The organism is Serratia sp. Sp408 (genome assembly GCF_057180665.1).
This window is the reverse complement of sequence record NZ_JBXUFT010000007.1, coordinates 38,556-58,093: the sequence shown is the minus strand read 5'-3', so window position 1 is coordinate 58,093 and position 19,538 is coordinate 38,556. Positions and strand designations below refer to the sequence as shown.

The 19,538-nt window shown below is 55.1% G+C and carries 17 protein-coding genes; 10 read left to right on the top strand and 7 right to left on the bottom strand.

The window, feature by feature from the left end; genetic code table 11:
* From AC2AXP_RS18315 to AC2AXP_RS18305, 3 genes are read left to right on the top strand one after another with little or no spacing between them, the layout of a single operon-like run.
* The gene (locus tag AC2AXP_RS18315) at positions 1-954 is read left to right on the top strand and encodes an ABC transporter permease (RefSeq protein WP_004956417.1); all 954 of its coding nucleotides are present in this window, start codon (positions 1-3) and stop codon (positions 952-954) included.
* 48 nt (positions 955-1,002) lie between these two features.
* Positions 1,003-2,640: an FGGY-family carbohydrate kinase gene (locus tag AC2AXP_RS18310; RefSeq protein ID WP_198773693.1), complete on the top strand. Its 1,638-nt coding sequence runs from the start codon at positions 1,003-1,005 to the stop codon at positions 2,638-2,640.
* Positions 2,637-3,239, top strand: coding sequence for a KpsF/GutQ family sugar-phosphate isomerase (locus tag AC2AXP_RS18305; protein WP_004956420.1), 603 nt, complete (start codon positions 2,637-2,639; stop codon positions 3,237-3,239). The genes AC2AXP_RS18310 and AC2AXP_RS18305 overlap by 4 nt, the downstream gene beginning before the upstream one ends.
* A 38-nt stretch (positions 3,240-3,277) precedes the next feature.
* On the opposite strand, the gene AC2AXP_RS18300 is transcribed toward AC2AXP_RS18305, so the two are convergent.
* From AC2AXP_RS18300 to prlC, 3 genes are all read right to left on the bottom strand, one after another.
* Complete coding sequence (locus AC2AXP_RS18300; RefSeq protein WP_102991052.1) at positions 3,278-5,176, bottom strand: bifunctional metallophosphatase/5'-nucleotidase; 1,899 nt, start codon at positions 5,174-5,176, stop codon at positions 3,278-3,280.
* A 205-nt stretch (positions 5,177-5,381) separates the two neighbouring features.
* Positions 5,382-6,140: a 16S rRNA (guanine(1516)-N(2))-methyltransferase RsmJ gene (gene rsmJ / locus AC2AXP_RS18295; protein ID WP_039991384.1), complete on the bottom strand. Its 759-nt coding sequence runs from the start codon at positions 6,138-6,140 to the stop codon at positions 5,382-5,384.
* Positions 6,141-6,148: 8 nt separating this feature from the next.
* On the bottom strand, positions 6,149-8,191 hold the full coding sequence (gene prlC, locus AC2AXP_RS18290; RefSeq protein WP_004956424.1) for an oligopeptidase A: 2,043 nt from the start codon (positions 8,189-8,191) through the stop codon (positions 6,149-6,151).
* Between the two features lie 419 nt (positions 8,192-8,610).
* On the opposite strand from prlC, the gene AC2AXP_RS18285 reads away from it, so the two are divergent.
* The 6 genes from AC2AXP_RS18285 to AC2AXP_RS18260 all read left to right on the top strand — a co-directional run bounded on the left by AC2AXP_RS18285 (position 8,611) and on the right by AC2AXP_RS18260 (position 15,232).
* The gene (locus AC2AXP_RS18285; RefSeq protein ID WP_039991385.1) at positions 8,611-9,453 is read left to right on the top strand and encodes a 23S rRNA (adenine(2030)-N(6))-methyltransferase RlmJ; all 843 of its coding nucleotides are present in this window, start codon (positions 8,611-8,613) and stop codon (positions 9,451-9,453) included.
* Positions 9,454-9,583: 130 nt separating this feature from the next.
* A complete protein-coding gene (gorA, locus tag AC2AXP_RS18280; protein ID WP_004956429.1) occupies positions 9,584-10,936 on the top strand; it encodes a glutathione-disulfide reductase in 1,353 nt (450 codons plus the stop codon).
* A 401-nt stretch (positions 10,937-11,337) separates the two neighbouring features.
* Positions 11,338-11,820, top strand: a complete 483-nt coding sequence (locus tag AC2AXP_RS18275) for an Hcp family type VI secretion system effector (RefSeq protein ID WP_004956430.1) — start codon at positions 11,338-11,340, stop codon at positions 11,818-11,820.
* Positions 11,821-11,840: 20 nt separating this feature from the next.
* A complete protein-coding gene (locus AC2AXP_RS18270; protein ID WP_004956431.1) occupies positions 11,841-12,752 on the top strand; it encodes a hypothetical protein in 912 nt (303 codons plus the stop codon).
* Between the two features lie 204 nt (positions 12,753-12,956).
* A complete protein-coding gene (locus tag AC2AXP_RS18265) occupies positions 12,957-13,451 on the top strand; it encodes a putative pterin-binding protein (RefSeq protein ID WP_004956432.1) in 495 nt (164 codons plus the stop codon).
* A complete protein-coding gene (locus tag AC2AXP_RS18260; protein ID WP_004956433.1) occupies positions 13,448-15,232 on the top strand; it encodes an ATP-binding response regulator in 1,785 nt (594 codons plus the stop codon). The genes AC2AXP_RS18265 and AC2AXP_RS18260 overlap by 4 nt, the downstream gene beginning before the upstream one ends.
* Here the strand turns inward: AC2AXP_RS18260 and AC2AXP_RS18255 are convergent.
* The 3 genes from AC2AXP_RS18255 to AC2AXP_RS18245 all read right to left on the bottom strand — a co-directional run bounded on the left by AC2AXP_RS18255 (position 15,222) and on the right by AC2AXP_RS18245 (position 17,830).
* On the bottom strand, positions 15,222-16,073 hold the full coding sequence (locus tag AC2AXP_RS18255) for a helix-turn-helix domain-containing protein (protein WP_004956434.1): 852 nt from the start codon (positions 16,071-16,073) through the stop codon (positions 15,222-15,224). The genes AC2AXP_RS18260 and AC2AXP_RS18255 overlap by 11 nt on opposite strands.
* Before the next feature lie 365 nt (positions 16,074-16,438).
* Positions 16,439-16,984, bottom strand: coding sequence for an acyl-homoserine-lactone synthase (locus AC2AXP_RS18250; RefSeq protein WP_484381855.1), 546 nt, complete (start codon positions 16,982-16,984; stop codon positions 16,439-16,441).
* A 132-nt stretch (positions 16,985-17,116) separates the two neighbouring features.
* Complete coding sequence (locus AC2AXP_RS18245) at positions 17,117-17,830, bottom strand: helix-turn-helix transcriptional regulator (protein WP_004956436.1); 714 nt, start codon at positions 17,828-17,830, stop codon at positions 17,117-17,119.
* A gap of 363 nt (positions 17,831-18,193) precedes the next feature.
* Between AC2AXP_RS18245 and AC2AXP_RS18240 the strand changes: the two genes are divergently transcribed.
* Positions 18,194-19,087 carry a hypothetical protein gene (locus AC2AXP_RS18240; RefSeq protein ID WP_004956438.1) on the top strand — a complete coding sequence of 298 codons (894 nt, stop codon included), beginning with the start codon at positions 18,194-18,196 and terminating at the stop codon, positions 19,085-19,087.
* A gap of 40 nt (positions 19,088-19,127) precedes the next feature.
* Here the strand turns inward: AC2AXP_RS18240 and AC2AXP_RS18235 are convergent, their stop codons facing one another.
* Positions 19,128-19,505 carry a DUF2599 domain-containing protein gene (locus AC2AXP_RS18235; protein WP_004956439.1) on the bottom strand — a complete coding sequence of 126 codons (378 nt, stop codon included), beginning with the start codon at positions 19,503-19,505 and terminating at the stop codon, positions 19,128-19,130.
* Between the last annotated feature and the right edge of the window lie 33 nt (positions 19,506-19,538).

Sequence of the window (19,538 nt, the reverse complement as noted above, 5' to 3'; positions counted from 1 at the left end):
ATGACGCAATTAACCCGCATGATCCCACGCGATCGGATCATCCGCCTGCAAAGCGCGATCATTATCATCGTCGCCCTGCTGTTCGCCGGATTACTGGGATCGCGTTTCTTCAGCGCCGGCAATTTCCAGTCGATCGCCTCACAGTTGCCGATCCTCGGCATGTTGGCACTCGGCATGGGTATCACCATGCTGACCGGCGGTATCAATCTGTCGATTATTGCCGGCGCCAACGCCTGCTCGCTGGTGATGGCAGCCATCATCGTCAGCCACCCGGACCAACCGTTGTTCCTCGGACTGGCGCTGCTGGCCGGGCTGGCCGTTGCCGTCGCCATCGGTATGCTGAACGGCGCGCTGGTTGCCTGGATTGGCGTTTCGCCGATCCTCGCCACGCTCGGCACCATGACGCTGATAACCGGTCTGAATATCCTGCTGTCCAACGGCGCAGTGATTTCCGGCTTCCCGGCAGCGATCCAGTATCTTGGCAACGGCAGCCTGTTCGGCATTCCACTGGCGCTGTTGCTGTTTCTGCTGGTGGCGGCGGGGCTGTGGATTCTGCTAGAGCACACCACGCTTGGCCGCAGCCTGTATCTGCTGGGCTCCAACCAGCAGGCGACGCAGTTCAGCGGCGTCAACACCGCCCGGGTGCAGATCGCGGTTTATATTCTGTCCGCCCTGCTCGGCTGGGGTGCGGCGCTGCTGATGATGGCAAAATTCAACTCGGCCAAGGCCGGCTATGGCGAATCCTACCTGCTGGTGACCATTCTGGCTTCGGTGCTCGGCGGCATCAATCCGGACGGCGGCTTTGGTCGTATTCTCGGTCTGGTGCTGGCGCTGATCGTGCTGCAAATGATCGAAAGCGGCCTCAACCTGCTCGGCGTCAGCAGTTATCTGACCATGGCGCTGTGGGGCGGCGTGCTGATCCTGTTTATCGCATTACAAAATCGAAAAGCCTAGGTTGTGCTGCGCACTGTTAACCGGTGCAATCTTATACGGAGAAAAATAATGGCGAGTTATTTTATTGGCGTAGACGTCGGAACCGGCAGTGCACGCGCAGGCGTTTTTGACCTGAACGGCCGGATGGTAAGCCAGGCCAGCCGCGAAATTGACATTTATCGGCCAAAGGCGGATTTTGTCGAGCAGTCTTCCGACAATATCTGGCAAGCGGTGTGCAACGCGGTGCGCGACGCCGTCAACCAGGCCGACATCAATCCGATTCAGGTGAAAGGACTCGGTTTTGACGCCACCTGTTCGCTGGTGGTGTTGGACAAGGAAGGCAAACCGCTGACCATCAGTCCGTCCGGCCGCAGCGAGCAAAACATCATCGTGTGGATGGATCACCGTGCCATTACCCAGGCCGAACGCATCAACGCCAGCAAACACCGGGTGCTGGACTTCGTTGGCGGCGTGATTTCCCCGGAAATGCAAACGCCGAAGATGTTGTGGCTCAAGCAGCATATGCCGACCACCTGGGCCAACGCCGGTTACCTGTTCGATCTGCCCGACTTCCTGACCTGGCGCGCGACCCAGGATGCGACCCGTTCGCTGTGTTCGACGGTCTGCAAATGGACCTATCTTGGTCACGAGCAACGCTGGGACAAGAGCTATTTCAAGCAGATCGGGCTGGAAGACCTGCTGGAGCACGACGCGGAAAAAATTGGCAGCGACGTCAAAATCATGGGTGAACCGCTCGGTCATGGCCTGACGCAACGTGCCGCCAGCGAAATGGGCCTGATGGCCGGCACCGCGGTCAGCGTGTCGATCATTGATGCCCACGCCGGCACGCTCGGCACCATTGGCGCCACCGGCGTTTCTGGCGAAGTGGCAGACTTCGATCGCCGCATCGCGTTAATTGGTGGTACCTCGACCGGCCATATGGCGATGTCACGCACCGCGCGCTTTATCGGCGGCGTGTGGGGGCCATATTACTCTGCCATTCTGCCGGAATACTGGCTGAACGAAGGCGGCCAGTCCGCCACCGGCGCGCTGATCGATCACGTGATTCAGTCGCACCCGTGCTATGCAGAACTGCTGTCGCAGGCCAAAGCGCATAACCAGACGATATATGAAGTGCTGAACGCCTTGCTACGCCGCATGGCGGGCGAACCGGAGAAAATCGCCTTCCTGACCCAGGACATTCATATGCTGCCGTACTTCCACGGCAACCGTTCGCCACGCGCCAACCCGACGCTGACCGGCACGCTGACCGGCCTGAAGCTGTCACGCACGCCGGAAGACATGGCGCTGCACTATTTGGCGACCATTCAGGCCATCGCGCTGGGCACCCGCCATATCATCGAAACCATGAATCAGAGCGGTTATAGCATTGATACCATCATGGCCAGCGGCGGTGGCACCAAGAACCCGATTTTCGTGCAGGAACATGCCAACGCCACCGGCTGCGCCATGCTGCTGCCGGAGGAAAGCGAAGCGATGCTGCTGGGCGGCGCCATGATGGCTACCGTGGCGGCCGGGGTGTTCGATACCCTGCCGGAAGCGATGAATGCCATGAGCCGCATCGGCAAAACCGTGACGCCGCAAACCAATGACATCAAGCGCTACTACGATCGTAAATACCGCGTGTTCCACCAGCTGTATCACGATCATATGAAATATCGCCAATTGATGCAGGAGGACGCATGAGCCAACAGGAGTGGCAACGCGCTAGCGAGGCCTGGCAACTGTACAGTCGCGAGCTGGCGCAGCTCGATCAGCGCATCGACGCCGCCGATTGGCAACGCCTGATGACGCTGTTAAGCGGCTGCCGGGGCAAAATTGCGGTAACCGGCGTTGGCACCTCCGGCATTGCGGCGCGTAAAATCGCCCATATGCTGGCCTGCGTCGAACAGCCGGCCATTTTTCTGGACGCGACCGATGCGGCGCATGGCGATCTGGGGTTTTTACGTGCCGACGATCTGCTGATCATGATCTCGCGCGGCGGCAATTCCGAGGAGCTGACGCGCCTGCTGCCGACGCTGGCCGCCAAAGGTGTGACGCTGATCAGCGTCACGGAAAACCCGGACTCCGCCATCGCTCGCGCCGCGCAGCTGGTGATCGCCACCGGGGTGAAAAATGAGGTAGATCCGCTGAATATGCTGGCAACCACCTCGATCGTGCTGGTACTGGCGATTTTCGACGCCGCCTGCGCCTGTCTGATGGTGCGAAGCGGCTACGATAAGGACCGGCTGCTGGCGGTACATCCGGGCGGCAACGTCGGCAAAAGCCTGCGCGAAGAGCATTAACGCTGCCATAAGGCCCGGCACGCCGGGCCCATAGTCCATCAGGCTTTATTGATCGCCGCGATAATCACCAGCCGATCGTTCAACTGCCGCTTCAACTGCGGATCGTCGGTGCCGGCAATTTGCTGTTTTAGCATCGCTTCCTGCTGACGGCGCGCCTGCGGATCGCTGAACAGCAATCCTTTTACGTTAATCGACGCCACGTTGCTGTAACGTCCATCCGCCGTGGTCGGCACGCTGATTTTACCGTCATTCAGCAGTTTTTCGACGATGTGACGTTCACGGTCATAGCCCGTCAGCCCAACCAGTTGCCAGCGCTGCTGCGTACTTCCCTGGTATTGCCCTTGCTTGACCTCGGTCAGATAACGCAGGGTCAGATTACGTATGGTGCCGGCCTCTTCGCCGTACTGCGCCTTGCTGTCGGACAATACCGGAAACTGCATCCCCTCCAGCGCGCCGCCCTGCTGCGTCAGGTGTCCCATGCGGTAACTGTTCATCCCCAGGCGTATCGGCATCTCGTCGGTGACCGGCGTGCCGTCGTTCATTTTCAGCTCGATAATGCGCTGCCCCACCGGCTGGCGCAGATCGATTTTATAGGTGACGCCGTCGAAGAAATCATTGGTGGAGTATTTGGAGGCGCGCCGCTGCGGGTTGAAGCTGTATGTCACGTCGCCGTCGTGCAGTTGATTGAAATAGCCTGCCGACCATTCCATATACTTTTTCAGTTCCTTGCCGCTGAGCTGATAGACGGTAATTTCACCACCGGCGTACTGATAATTAAAGGCAATGTCCTTGGCGGTGATGGTACCGACGTTAAGCTTCGGCCGATCGTTGTCTATCTGCAACGCAATCACCTGCGCCTGTGGCGCGTAATAGCGGCTGGCCTGCTGATACAGCCGGCTGATGCCGGTATCCTGCACGTGAACCTGTGGAATACCCTTCACCGCATCCGGCGGCACCAGATCCTGGCCGGACAGTTGGGCAATCGGCCGGTTGGCATTGGCGCGCAGGATAGTGTGGTACGGCTGATAGATTTGCTCCAGCTTTTTGTCCGACGCAACGCCCTTGATCGGGTAGGTGTAGCTGTCTTTGTTGACCAGCAGGTATTTGCCGTTGTGCTGCTCAAATTGCAGATCGATGCGCGACAGCGCGCGGCCGTACTTATCCGGTTCGGTGACAATCACGCCATTAATCACTTCCTTATCCACCTTGACGTGCATATGGCCGGCAACGATCGCCGCCAGCTCCGGGTTGGCGCGCGCGATATCGCCCACGCCGGTGCCCGGCCGCTGATTCTCGTTGTCGATACCCATATGCGCCACCAGCACGATGGCGTCCACTTGTCCCTGAATCTGCTGAATGACCTGCCTGACCGCCTGCACCGGATCGGTGAAGTTCAATCCCTTCACCCGATCGGTGCCCTTGGCGAATTCGGCGGTCATCGGCGTATCCATGCCGATAATGCCGATCTTCACCCCCTGACGTTCGATGATTTTATATGCCGGCAGATAAGGCTTGCCGCTGTCCCACAGGATATTGCCGGCCAATGCGGTGCCGGTGAACTGATTGAGCGAGGTCGCCAGCGGCTTGAGACCAAAGTCGAATTCGTGGTTGCCCATCACCCAGACGTCATACTCCAGCGCATTAAAACCGAGGATCATCGGGCTGGTTTTTTCGTTTTTAAACGTTTCGACAAAATTACCCTGAATGGTGTCGCCGGCGTCAACCAGGATCACGTTCGGCTGCTGGGCGCGGATCTGCTGGATCTGAGTGGCGATCTGGCTCAGGCTGCCGGCCAGATTTTCGGTGTCGGTGGAATAATCCCAGGGTACGAAGGTACCGTGCAGATCGGAAGTGCCGAGAAGGGTGATATTGACAGGTTCAGCGGCCATCGCGGAGGTTCCCAGGCAAAGCAATACGGCAAGCAGCGTGTTTTTCATTTTTTATCTAATTATAGGCGGGGGAAATGAAAGGGAATCATGCGATCCACTTTGCATTTTATCCAGAGTGTTTTCAGGTTGATTCAGAGAAATGGGAGGTAGCTCAATGAATACTCCTCCCGATATTCGTCAATGCTGTACCAGCGTCGCAAGTACCGGGAGCTCGCCGAAATAATTGGCCTGGCGGCAAGTTGGCGCTGCAGCGTCAAGTATGAAGGGGATCCGGCATATAGATGTCGAAACGGTGATTTTTGGTGGTCGTCGCCGCATGTGCTGGCACGTTCGCCAATGGCGGCGCGTAGTCCGGGCGCTTCACCACGATGCGTTTGGTCGCCAGGCGGCGCGCCGGTGCCAGCAGGCCATCGGCGTCGTCGTCGCTACCCACCAGCGACTGGAATACCCGCATCTCTTTCTTCACCAACGCACTTTTCTGTTTGTGCGGATACATCGGATCGAGGTAGACCACTTCCGGCCGCGGTTCGAGTTCCGCCAGCGCCGTCAGGCTGGAGGCATGCAGCAGCGTCAGGCGCTCACGCAGCCATGGACCGATTTCAGCGTCCTGATAGCCGCGCTGCAGGCCGTCGTCGAGCAGTGCCGCCACCACCGGATTGCGTTCCAGCATGCGTACGCGGCAACCGAGCGCTGCCAGCACGAAGGCGTCGCGCCCCAGCCCGGCGGTGGCGTCCACCACATCCGGTAAATAGTTGCCTTTGATGCCAACCGCCTTGGCTACCGCTTCACCCCGGCCGCCACCAAAGCGTCGCCGGTGCGCCATCGGACCGGTAACAAAATCGACGTAAATCGCCCCGAGCTTCGGCTCGTCGCGCTTGCGCAGCTCCAGCCGTTGCGGCGTCAACACTAACGCCATCAGCGCCTGGTCGTCCGATGTCAGTTGCCAACGATCGGCCAAAATAGACAAGGCGCCGGGATCGGCGCCTGCTTCACACAATAAACACACGCTCACGTGTCGAGTTACCCTTTGATTCCGTAATGGCGCAGCATAGCATCCAGCTGTGGCTCACGGCCACGGAAGCGTTTGAACAGCTCCATTGGCTCTTCCGAACCACCACGCGACAGAATGTTATCCAGGAACGACTGGCCGGTTTCAGCGTTGAAAATACCTTCTTCTTCAAAACGCGAATAGGCATCTGCCGACAGCACTTCCGCCCATAGATAGCTGTAATAACCTGCCGCATAGCCGCCGGCGAAGATATGGCTGAACGCGTGCGGGAAACGGCCCCAGCTCGGCGACGGCACCACCGCGACCATTTTCTTCACCTCGGCCAGCAGCGGCAGGATCTGCGCACCGGTTTGCGGATCGTATTCAAAGTGCATGCGGAAGTCGAACAGGCCAAATTCCAGCTGACGCAGAATGAACAGCGCCGCCTGATAGTTTTTAGCCTCCAGCAGCTTATCGAGCAGAGCGGTTGGCAGCGGCTCGCCGGTCTGATAATGACCGGAAATAAATGCCAGCGCTTCCGGCTCCCAGCACCAGTTTTCCATAAACTGGCTTGGCAGTTCGACCGCATCCCACGGCACCCCGCTGATGCCTGCGACGCCGGCGGTATCGATTTGCGTCAGCATATGGTGCAGGCCATGGCCAAACTCATGGAACAGCGTCGTCACTTCGTTATGGGTAAACAGCGCCGGCTGGTCGCCCAATGGACGGTTGAAGTTACAGGTCAGGTAGGCCACCGGTTTTTGCAACTCGCCGTTGGCTTTGCGCAGGCTGCCAACGCAGTCATCCATCCAGGCACCGCCACGCTTGTTCTCGCGCGCATACAGATCCAGGTAGAAGCTGCCGCGCAGCGCGCCGCTCGCATCGAACAAATCAAAGAAGCGCACTTCCGGATGCCAGGTATCAACGTCTTTACGCTCTTTGGCGCTAATACCGTAAATGCGTGTTACCACTTCAAACAGCCCATCGACAACGCGCTGTTCCGGGAAGTACGGACGCAGCTGTTCGTCGCTGATCGAGAACAGGTGCTGTTTTTGCTTTTCGCCGTAATAGGTAATGTCCCACGCTTCCAGCTGATCGACGCCATAATGCTGTTGGGCAAAAGCACGTAGCTGGGCCAGTTCCTGCTCCGCCTGCGGGCGGGCGCGCTTGGCCAAATCGTTCAGGAAGCCAATGACCTGCTGCGGGGTTTCCGCCATTTTGGTGGCCAGTGATTTGTCGGCGTAGGTCGCGAAACCCAGCAGTTGCGCCAGTTCGTGACGCAGCGCCAGGGTTTCCGCCATCACTTCGCTGTTATCCCATTTGCCCGCATTCGGCCCCTGATCGGAGGCGCGGGTGGTGAACGCGCGGTACATTTCTTCGCGCAGCGCCTGATTGTCGGCGTAGGTCATCACCGGCAGGTAGCTCGGCATGTCCAGCGTCAGCAGCCATCCTTCCTGCTCTTTGGCCTGCGCCATCGCCTGTGCCTGTGCCAATGCGCTGGCCGGCAGACCGCTCAGTTCGGCTTCGTCGGTAATCAGTTTGCTCCAGCCCATGGTGGCGTCGAGCACGTTATTGCTGTAGGTCGAACCCAGTTCAGACAGCCGCGCGACGATCTCACCGTAACGACGCTGTTTTTCCGGCGACAGGCCAATGCCCGACAGCTCGAAATCACGCAGCGCGTTTTCCACCGCCTTGCGCTGCGGCAGGGTCAGTTGAGCGAACGCATCACCTTCCTTCAGATTGCGGTAGGCTTGATACAGCCCTTCGTGCTGGCCTACCCAGGTGCCGTACTCCGACAGCAGCGGCAATGCCTGCTCATAGGCTTCACGCAGTTCCGGGCTGTTTTTTACCGAATTAAGGTGGCCGATAGGCGACCAGATGCGCGACAGGCGATCGTCAGACTCCGCCAGTGGCTGCACCAGATTATCCCAGGTGAACGGCCCCGGCTGCGCGACCACGCGTTCTACCTCGGCGCGGCAATCGTTCAGCGCGGATTGCACCGCAGGCACGATATCTTCAGGGCGAATAGCGGAAAACGGCGGCAGGGAAAACGGTGTCAGCAACGGATTTGTCATAGGGCAGTCCTGATTAGCGTTGGGGCCCGCCGCAACCGACGGGCCTTAAAATGCGTATGATTAACTAACATGGAGCCAAGCGAGGCGAAAATCAATGGTCGGCATTGATGGATAGTGCCTTAAACCACGCGTTAATAGCGCTGTCCGACACCGCTGGAGATGCCGGGTTATCAGAGGGTGCGGCATGAACGCGCCCATCCTGATCCGACAGATAGCTGGCCAGGCGGTGGCCGCGCTGGCATAGCGACAGGCTATCCACCCGCGCGCAACCACCATCACGTTTTTGCCGATACCCCGAGGGTTGCCTTATTCCCTGCGCTAATGCAGTTCAGTTTTTCCCGGCCAGACAGTTTATACTGTGCAGATTATATGCCTTATTGAAAGCTCCTCTCATGGAGCACAAGGAACCGTCACCAGCCATGTTAAGTTATCGCCACAGTTTTCACGCCGGCAACCATGCCGACGTGCTGAAGCACACCGTTCAGAGCCTGATCATCGAGTCGCTGAAAGAAAAAGACAAACCGCTACTGTATCTGGACACCCACTCAGGTGCGGGGCGCTATCAGCTGAGCGGTGAGCACGCCGAACGCACCGGGGAATATCTCGAAGGTATTGGCCTGCTGTGGCAACGTGACGATATTCCGCCAGAAATGGCCGCCTACATGAGCGTGGTGCATAATTTTAACCGCAGCGGCACCTTGCGTTACTACCCGGGCTCACCGCTGATTGCCCGCCAGTTGCTGCGCCCACAGGACAAGATCCACCTGACCGAGCTGCACCCTAGCGACTACCCGTTGTTGCGCAGCGAGTTTCAAAAAGACGAGCGCGCCAAGGTACAGCGCGCCGACGGCTATCAGCAGTTGAAATCACAGTTGCCCCCGACATCGCGCCGCGGGCTGATCCTGATGGATCCGCCTTACGAACTGAAAACCGATTACCAGGACGTGGTTAAAGGCATTCAGGAAGGTTATAAGCGCTTTGCCACCGGCACCTACGCACTGTGGTATCCGGTGGTGCTGCGCCAGCAGATCAAGCGCATGCTGAAAGATCTGGAAGCCACCGGCATTCGCCGCATTCTGCAAATCGAGCTGGCGGTGAAGCCGGACAGCGATCAACGCGGCATGACCGCCTCCGGCATGATTGTCATTAACCCGCCGTGGAAGCTGGAACAGCAGATGAAAAACGTGCTGCCGTGGCTGCACAAGGTGTTGGTGCCATCGGGCATTGGTCACCATCTGGTGAACTGGGTGGTGCCGGAATAATCCTGCATGGCGCGCACTGCGCGCGCCTGATTCCTGCCTATCACAGCCATTGACGCAATCTTTGCGACAAACCCGCATCAGGCGTTAAACTCTTACGTGCTTCAAATTACACAACTCATGGAAAACCCAGATGACGAAACATTACGATTATCTAGCAATTGGCGGCGGCAGCGGCGGTATCGCATCGATCAACCGGGCAGCCATGTATGGCCAGAAATGCGCGCTGATTGAAGCCAAAGAACTGGGCGGCACCTGCGTTAACGTGGGTTGTGTACCGAAGAAGGTGATGTGGCACGCGGCGCAGATCGCCGAGGCCATTCATCAATATGGTCCGGATTATGGTTTCGATACCACCGTCAACGCGTTTGACTGGAAAAAACTGATCGCCAACCGTACCGCCTATATCGACCGTATCCATACCTCTTACGACAACGTATTGGGTAAAAACAAGGTTGATGTAATCAAAGGCTTCGCCCGCTTTGTTGACGCTCATACCGTGGAAGTCAACGGCGAAAAAATCACTGCCGATCATATCCTGATCGCCACCGGTGGCCGCCCAAGCCATCCGGATATTCCGGGGGCGGAATACGGCATTGATTCCGACGGTTTCTTCGAGCTGGACGCGCTGCCAAAACGCGTTGCCGTGGTCGGTGCTGGCTACATCGCGGTGGAAATCGCTGGCGTGCTGAATGCGCTTGGCGCTGAAACCCACCTGTTCGTGCGTAAGCACGCGCCGCTGCGCAGCTTCGATCCACTGATCGTGGAAACGCTGGTAGAAGTCATGAACACCGAAGGGCCGACCCTGCACACCGAATCGGTGCCGAAAGCCATCGTCAAGAACGCTGACGGCAGCCTGACGCTGCAACTGGAAAACGGCAAGGCATGTACCGTCGACAGCCTGGTATGGGCGATTGGCCGCGAGCCGGCTACCGACAACCTGAATCTGGCCGTGACCGGGGTGAAAACCAACGCTCAGGGCTACATCGAAGTGGACAAGTTCCAGAATACCAGTGTGAAAGGCATCTATGCGGTCGGCGATAACACCGGCGCGGTTGAACTGACGCCGGTTGCGGTCGCCGCCGGTCGCCGCCTGTCCGAACGCCTGTTCAACAACAAGCCGAACGAGCATCTGGATTACAGCAATATTCCAACCGTGGTGTTCAGCCACCCGCCAATCGGCACCATCGGCCTGACCGAGCCGGAAGCGAAAGAGAAATACGGCGAAGACCAGGTCAAAGTGTACCGTTCTGCGTTCACCGCCATGTACAGCGCCGTGACCCAGCATCGTCAGCCGTGCCGCATGAAGCTGGTATGCGTCGGCGCAGAAGAGAAGATTGTCGGGATCCACGGTATCGGCTTCGGCATGGATGAAATGCTGCAAGGCTTTGCCGTCGCAGTGAAAATGGGCGCCACCAAGCAGGACTTTGATAACACCGTGGCGATCCACCCAACCGCAGCGGAAGAGTTCGTCACCATGCGCTAACGCGGCAAAGCGGCCATCGGTCGCTGTCGGTGTCTCAACGGTGTGACACCGCTTTCTCTCTAGGCCAACGGCTACGGCAGTTGGCCTTTTTTATCAGCCTGTCCCGCCTAAAACCCGATAATAACTGATGTCAAACACTGCCAGCGGCAACAAGGTAATTATTGTGGTGATTAATAAAAACTTCATATAATAAAAATGACATTATAGAAAAATGAAAGAAATAATATTTATCGGCAAGCCAGTTTGATTTCAAATGCTTAAAGCGTTTTTTCTGTCTTTTACTTTTTGACCAGCGCTGAGGTTAATCCTAATCATTCGGTAACGTTACCTGATACGTTGACAATAAACGGTTGTTGGTTAAGTTTGTTGGTGAATATATCCACTCTCAAACAGGAAGAAAAATGGCAATCGATACTTTTTTAAAGGTTGAAGGTGTTACCGGTGAGTCCCATGATTCCAATCACAAAAACTGGACCGATGTACTGTCATTTACCTGGGGTGCCTCTCAGCCAGGCAATATGTCGGTTGGCGGTGGCGGCGGGAGTGGCAAAGTCAATTACCGCGATTTGGAAGTCCAGGCGCTGATCGATAAATCCACACCGGCCATTTTAAAATTCTGCTCCAGCGGCAAACACGTCAATAAAGTTGAAGTCTCTATTTGTAAGGCCGGTGGTAGCCAGGTGGAATATGCCCGCATTGTGCTGGAAGACGTGCTGGTGACATTGGCCGATTTTACCGGCGTCGGCCATACCGATAATATTCTGGTGAAATACCGCTTCCAGGCGTCGAAAGTCAACCTGCATTATTGGGAACAGACGGATAAAGGCACCAAGGGCGCGGAAACCAAAGCCGGTTGGGATATCAAACAAAACAAAGAAATATAACCTGACCACGGGGGGGTTCTATGGCAGACCCAACACTGGATATCGAATCCGTTTTAAAAGGCAGCCTGCTCAGCCAGGATGACCTGCGGATCATTCTCGCCTTTATTAACGAGCTGGACGAAGAGACGCTGGCGCAGTTCGAAAACGATACCGACTCCGGCATCATGAACAACTTCATGGAGTTACAGCGCGCCAACCAGCGGCGGGAATCGTTGGAGGATTACGGCGCGCCACGCGACGATGAAGCGAGCATCGGCTTGCGCAATATGAATGGCAACGTGTTGCAAGACAACCCGTCGGTTTTCAACAGATACAACACCGCGCTCAAGGGCTACGGCGGTAACGTCTATGACGATACGCAAAAAAGCAATTACTCCATGGCCGCCGCAGCGGTAGGTGCCATTGGCGCACTGTCGGGTTCCGGCGCCGTTTTTGCCGCCACCGCCGCCGCCCAGGCCGGCCAGACGCTGATGACCAATATCTATGTCCGTTACGCCATGACCGCCGTTGGCACGCTGGGAATTTCGAGCGGCTGCGTGCTGGCGGTACGCAACTTTCTGTCTGACCGCCAGGTAGGGCAAAATAAGAAGCTGATAGACGCGATGAAAAAGATGGCGAAAAGCAGAAACAAGCTCACCACCTTTTTCAATGAAACCCGCGTCAAAATCCTCAAAGATGAGGAAAAAGCAAAAAAAAGCGCCATGACCTATATGAGCCGGCGCCCACTCGATCTGGCCAACGGTGGGGATGTCAGAACGCGGATGGAACGGCTGTTTTCTACCGTATTGCTGACCGATACCGCGCCGATGAAGGCGAAAATCCTGTTGCTCAGCAATGAGCAGTACGTTTCTTTAACCGATGATAGCAATCGCCCGACCTATATCTCCAAAAGTGACCTGAAGCTGATGGGTGAGATTTCGGGTATGTTCTAAATCGTCCCTTGCCCTGCTGCATCGAATAGCACGCAAAAGGGTGCTATTCTAACAGCAGGATGCTGTGGATCCCGTCCCAATGGCCGGCTTTGCTGGCCGTTGTCTTTTCTGTGACATCCTCCGGCATGACTCGCTGTTTTTGTCGCCGTTTAGCCTGCTAAATTTATCCATTGACTCTTGCCTGCCGTTGCGGAGAACCCCCCGATGCTGTCAACCATAATCAGAACTATTACGTTGGCGTTATTGGCCCTGATCGCTAGCCAAACCTCCGCGTTGAGTTTTACCCTGGAAGTATCAGGCAATATCAGCCGATTCACCGACCCGGTGAACAAACGTTATGTGTTTACCGACCAAGAGCTGTTCGCCATGCCCATGAGCAGTATTGCCACCACCACTTCATGGACGCCAAAGCGCAAATTTGACGGCGTGGCGGTGGCGGATATTCTGGCCAAGGTCGGCGCCAGGGGGCAAACGCTATCCATGCATGCGCTCAATGATTACTACATTGATATCCCGCGTTCGGACGTGGAGAAATACCATATTATTCTCGCCTACAAAATGGACGGAGAAATGCTGAAGATCAGAAACTTCGGGCCCCTGTTTCTGGTCTATCCGCGCGACGCCGCCGGCGCCGAATTAAATTCGCCTTTATATAACTCGCGCTTTATCTGGCAGGTCAACAGGATTGTGATCAAATGAAGTTAACCCAGTTCAAAAGCGGCGGCCGTCTGGCTATTCCGGCCATCTTCGCCGCACTGTTTCTTGTCGCTTCAACCATCACGCTCTATTACTACAGCGCGACGTTGTCGAAGAAAGGGTTATATGCCATCGCCGGTACGCAGGAGAATTACTCGTGGTCGATCGCCAAATTCTCGATCAAGCTGGCAGAATTTGAAACCTTCGTCGAGCAACAGAAAAATTCGCCCAAGGTTGATATTGAGGCGCTCAGGCTGCGTTTCGAAATCCTGTATTCGCGTTTTTACGTGCTGGAAACGGTCTCCGAGTCCACCCAGCCGCTATATCGCGAACCGGGTTATCCGCAGGTCATTCAACACATGCTGAAAGAAATGGATCGACTTGATCGGCTCATCAGCGCCTCGCCGCTCGATCTGTCCAACATCTCCCAAGCCATGCAGCACATGAAACCCTACGCGATCGAAATGGCCAACCTGGCTGACCATGCGGAAGTGAAACAGCGCACCGTGGCGTATGATGATTACATCGAAAAAAGGCTGATCATTTTTTATGGCCTGGTGATTATCATGTTCTCGGTGATTGCCCTGGTTGCCATTACGCTTATCGTGCTGCGTCAGCAACGTATCACCATTGAGCAACAGGCGAAGGCTATCGAAGCGGAGAAAGCGACCCGCACCAAAAACGCCTTTCTGGGAGCCATCGGCCATGAATTGCGCACTTCGCTGCAAAGCATCATGTCGGCCATCGATGTGTTGATGAACACCAAGGTTTCAGCCGAGCACGTCGATACCTTCCAGCGCCTGGAAACGGCAGCCCAGCAGATTGAAAGTCAGATGAAAGATCTCACCGACTACGCGCATCTGGACAGCGGCATGATGGAGCTGCGCATCGTGCCGTTCAACGCCGAGCGCCTGATCCAGGAAACGGCAGATGAAATCGGTATGCTGACGCGCAAAGCGCATATCAAGCTGCTGTGCGAAGTGGATTTTAGCCACGCGCAGGTGTATTCCGACCCGCTGCGCATACGCCAGATTCTGGTCAATCTGCTGACCAACGCCTATAAATACACCGAAAACGGCTCTATCACCGTGCATGGCTGCCTGCGACGCCAGCCGGGCGGTAATGCGCTGATCATTGAAGTGACCGATACCGGCATCGGTATCGAAGAAGAAAAACTCGGGCAGATCTTCCAGCCGTTCACCCAGCTCGACCAGTCACATACCAAACAATACGGCGGCGTCGGCATGGGGTTGGCGATCGTGCAGGGCCTGGTCTCGCTGCTGCAGGGCAGCGTCACCGTTTACAGCGAACAGGCCAAAGGCAGCACCTTTATCGTCAGCATTCCGGTTGACCTCGGCGACGCGCAGCCGGATCAGGCGGAACACCCGTTGACGCCGGCGGCCACCCGACTGAAAGAGCAGCAGGTTCTGGTGGTGGATGACAATAAATCGGTGGGCGACGCCTTCGCCGCGCTGCTGGATAAGCTGGGTTATCGCCATGAACAGTGTGATTCACCGGAGCGCGCGCTGCAAAAGCTGCTGCGGCGCCCTTATGATGCGCTGTTGCTGGACTTGCAGATGCCCGGCATCGACGGCGCGGCGCTGGCGAAAAAGTTGCGTAACCAGCGCGGCCCGAATCGGCATATTCCGATCATCGGCATCAGCGCCTATACGCCGGAGTTGCTGACCGCCGAGCAACGGGCGATGTTTGATGACTATTTAATGAAGCCAGTACGCATGGACGCACTGTCCAACGCACTGGCGGCGCTGTTCGCTAAAGGTTGAAACAGCGTTGCAATGCGGCTTCAATCACGTGAAGCCGCACCGGTTTCTCGTACGGCCCCAGTACGTCGTAATCACGCATCGCCTGCGCAATCTCGGATTCGCGCAGACCGGTGCCAAGCTGGCCGGTCAGCACCAATACCGGCGCGTCGGGGTTGTCGGAGGCACGAATGGCTTCGATGCACGGCACCGCCGTTTCCTGCCCTATCAGCCAATCCACCACGTAACCGTCGAACAGGCTTTTCGATAACGCCTGACAAAACGCCGCCACGTCATAGAACGCCACCGCATGGAAACCGCGGCTATTGAGGTATTTTGTCAGCTCATCGGCCGCCTGATGGGAATCGTCCAATACCGCAATGCTCAGTCGCTCGTCATCGGCACTGTGCGGGCGGATCTCAATCAGCTCGACGCAATAACGGTTGCCGGTCGGCGCATCATCAACGCGATAAATCACCCATTGATCGTCATGCTGCAACGCCACGTAATCCGATAACCGCCCGCCATTCAGTTCGTGACCAATATAGGCGACACAAGGCAGTTCGACGCCAGCCACAGAAAAGATGGCATCCCGTGCAATAGTTTGCGCAGGGGCGTCACTGTCCACATTCATATCGACGATTGCCGCCGGGGTTTCATCCAACGCCGCTGCCACGCTGTTGATCTGTTCCAGCGTCCAGGGGCTTTGCCCCTTCAGTTTGCGGTGCGCATGCGAAAAACTCAGCGCCAGAATGCGGCTGAGTTCTTTTGCCTGTTGACGCTTGCCTATCCCATGATGAAGAAAAAGCGCTCTGACCCGGTTTGCAATCGACTGTGAATCGAATTTCTGGTGATTGTTATCCATTTTTTCCTTCGATTTTTTTCTAATTTTTCAGTCGCTTTGGAGTAAATAGGTGTTCAAGCTTGATACAATGTTAGCATCATATGCAATCTTATTCTCAAAACATTGCTTGACATACCAACTTCGATAGTCAAACATGGTATCAGAAGCTACACACAGCAACACACTATAAAAATAATACAAGAAACACAGTTATAATAACCATAATGACACCAGGGAAATCTGTTCAGGTGGTCGGTTCTGAAGAAAAACACGACAGAACAACGACATACCGTCAGGAGTAAAAGCCTTTAGCGCTAATAATAAAGATGTACCCCCCATTTTAACCGGTCCCCGTCAGGGGACCGTTTTTTTTTGCCGTCTCAACGTCAGGAAAGATCGATCTGTAATGCAATGCAATGTTCTCGACCAATCGTCAGGCCAGGTCCCAAGCGCCGTATCACCAGCCCCAGGTGTCGCATCATACGTTCAACCCCGAGTGTCGTCACCGTCACATAGGCTGTTAATTGCTGCTGACGTCCATACGCCATCATCTGTTCGATCATCTGCCGCGTCACACTGGAAAATCCCAGCCCACGATCGTTGGGTGCACAGTTGATAAAACGTGACAGTTCCCACACCGCTTCACTGCACGGTGGCTGATGGCAGCCCAACAAAGAGGGGAAGGTATTTTTCAGCATATAGGGTCCGGTGGTGGGCAGCATTCGCCAGCAACCGTCGATCCGTTCACCGTCCTCATGCAGCAACAGCAGATAAAGGGGGTTCAACGCATCGTAAGCATCGATCTCCATACCATCGTATAGCACCACATCCCAACGCTTTTTATAATAGAAGGTGTCGGCACGTAATTGGTGCATATGCTGCAACAGGTTGGCATCGATAGCCGCTCGAGCCGCGATTAACGTTTTCATCATGCTCCTGACTCTGGGATAAAGATAAAACTATTATCGATATTAGAATTAAGGAGAACTATCTGTTTAGATAGTTGACATTCCGATCATCATTATCGCGCCGTTATTATATATTCCCTGGTGTAACTCCGGGTATTATAAGGTCAACGACCCGCTGGCAATGGCTTTGATGATTGCCGCGCCACGAGAACTGACGTTAAACTTTCGACGAATATTTTTGAAATGAAAGTTCACGTTGGCCTCCGAGCAATTCAGTATGCGTGATATCTCCCACGTGGTTTTACCGATGGTGAACCATTTGCACACTTCTATTTCACGCGGGCTTAATACCGTGGCGGTCAATTTGTTTTTCTCATCAAGTAATCGAATGCAATGATGCAACAAAATATCCCGCAATATATAGAGCTCCCCCCATCGCTGCTGCATTAACTCGCGATAGTCGCGCTGACGTTGCCGACCCAGCGACAGGCTCAAGATCCCCTGTTCTCCCTGTACGCCATGCAGTGGAAACGATACGCCATGCGCCAGTCCATAATACGACGCCTCCTGCCAAAAAGGCGCCGTTTCCGCCGTTATCGGGCACGCCTGCCATTCCAGCGGAAACAGCCCGCCCAGGCAGTGTGCAACGGTCGGGTCGGTATTGATGTATCCCAACCGCGTATAGGTTTCGCGCCATGCCGGCGGATGGTTGGTCAACACCACCGCCTGGTTTATGTCGCGCCCGTGGCCAGTCACACCCAGCAAATACCCGTCAAAACCAATCGCCTGACATCGCTCTGCCAATACTTCATCAAGCTGACTAAAATTATCAATCCGAAAGCTGGCATAGCGATTGTATATTTCGTTCATTTTTCCTCCATAACGCTTAACATCAGACAATAAAGGACCTTCCCTTAGCATTATCCTTATGTTTGATCATGAATAATGAACATCGCTGCCGCAAAAGAGTGACGAAGGTAATAAAACAATATAAATAATTCTTCTTCCACCGACCGTGGCTGTTTGGTTAATAACCCTAGCGCATAAAAATTATATTTCTAGCTTCACCACCCTATCAAATTAGATAGTTGTTGGCTGCCGTAGACAAGTCAATAGTTAATTCGCTAATCGAGCACGTCAGATTATTCGCCACTGCCTATTTATTATGGCGTCGCAATGATCGCCGGCGTGAGCTTATCAATAAATATATCGAATTAACGACGGGAGTATATTATGAAAGTGTCTGCTATGGCGCTGGCGTTCAGCCTTGCCTTTTTCGGTATCTCTGCCAATAACGCGTTTGCCCTGGTGGAAACGCCAAGCAAAACCACCACGCCGGCAACGGCCTCAGACTTGACCAAACGTTATTACAACACCGCCAAAGATTGTGGCAGTGATTCAAAACCGGCATTTTTGTGTTCGGGGGTTATTTTTCGCGGCACCCAGCACTCTAACCAATACAAGTTTTGGCAACCCAGTCCCAAATCGGTACAGCAAGGCGGCGTATCATTTTCCTATCTACGCCAGGACGCCAAGTTTCAACGGCTGGCATATGGCTACAATAACGGCTTTATTCTTTACCCTATTTTTGGTGCGCCAAAAGAGCGACTAGACATTGAAGTCATGTGTGCCTTCCCAATCGATGCAGCAACCTTCGAACGCGACGCCAAAGGCTGCGGACAGAATCAGTATTCCCCGGTCACCAGCCGCGCCTGCCAGAGTCAGGGCATCCAAAGCGCTCAACAGTGGTTGCAGCACTATAACGCAACCGGCGTCAGCAACCGTCACCGCCATCAGTGTGGCTTTGACGTGAGCGATAATTCACGCAGCAACACCGCCGTGGCCTTTGATCAGACGCTAAAATCAATGAAACTGATCCAGGCCGAATCGATAACCCAGCAAAACGAACTGCGCTTGGCAACATGGACAGAACATGACCCGGCAAGACTGCCGATCGAAGCCCTGTTTTATATCAATGACGGTTTGAAGAACGCACAGCTTGATCAACAGGACTATAAAAACGCCACCGGCAAGTTCCTGCCGATCATTAAAATGACGCTGCCGCGCAGCGTCAATGAAGAAGCTACCTTCCACTTTGTGAAAACCGATCAGGTGGTTCAACCGTAATTCAGCGTATCGCAGGGGCTGCTAAGCGGCCCCTTGTTGTTCAATGTGGATTGCAGCCGGCTTTTTCCGTCGCTTCGTACCCGACGTCTTTACGGTAGGGATCCAAATTCCAGACCTGTTTTTTACGCGCGATGGAATAATGACAGGCGAACTGATCGCGCATTCCGCGGGTATTGCGCCAATATTTATCCTTGCCGAATTTATTCACCAGTTCGGCAAATGCCCGATCCGTTTCTCGTGAGTAAATACTGCGGCCACAATCGGTTGGGATCACCGCCAACGTCATTTCGCCGTAGCGTTCGATCCAGCTGGCAGATTTTATATACCGTTGGCAATTACGATATGGATAATCCGCGCTGGCCGGCCAGGCGAAGCAACTGGCCAATACGCCACTGAAAAACCATGCCCATTTTTTCATGCTGTGTTTCCTGTTTCGCCAAATAAAAACGGG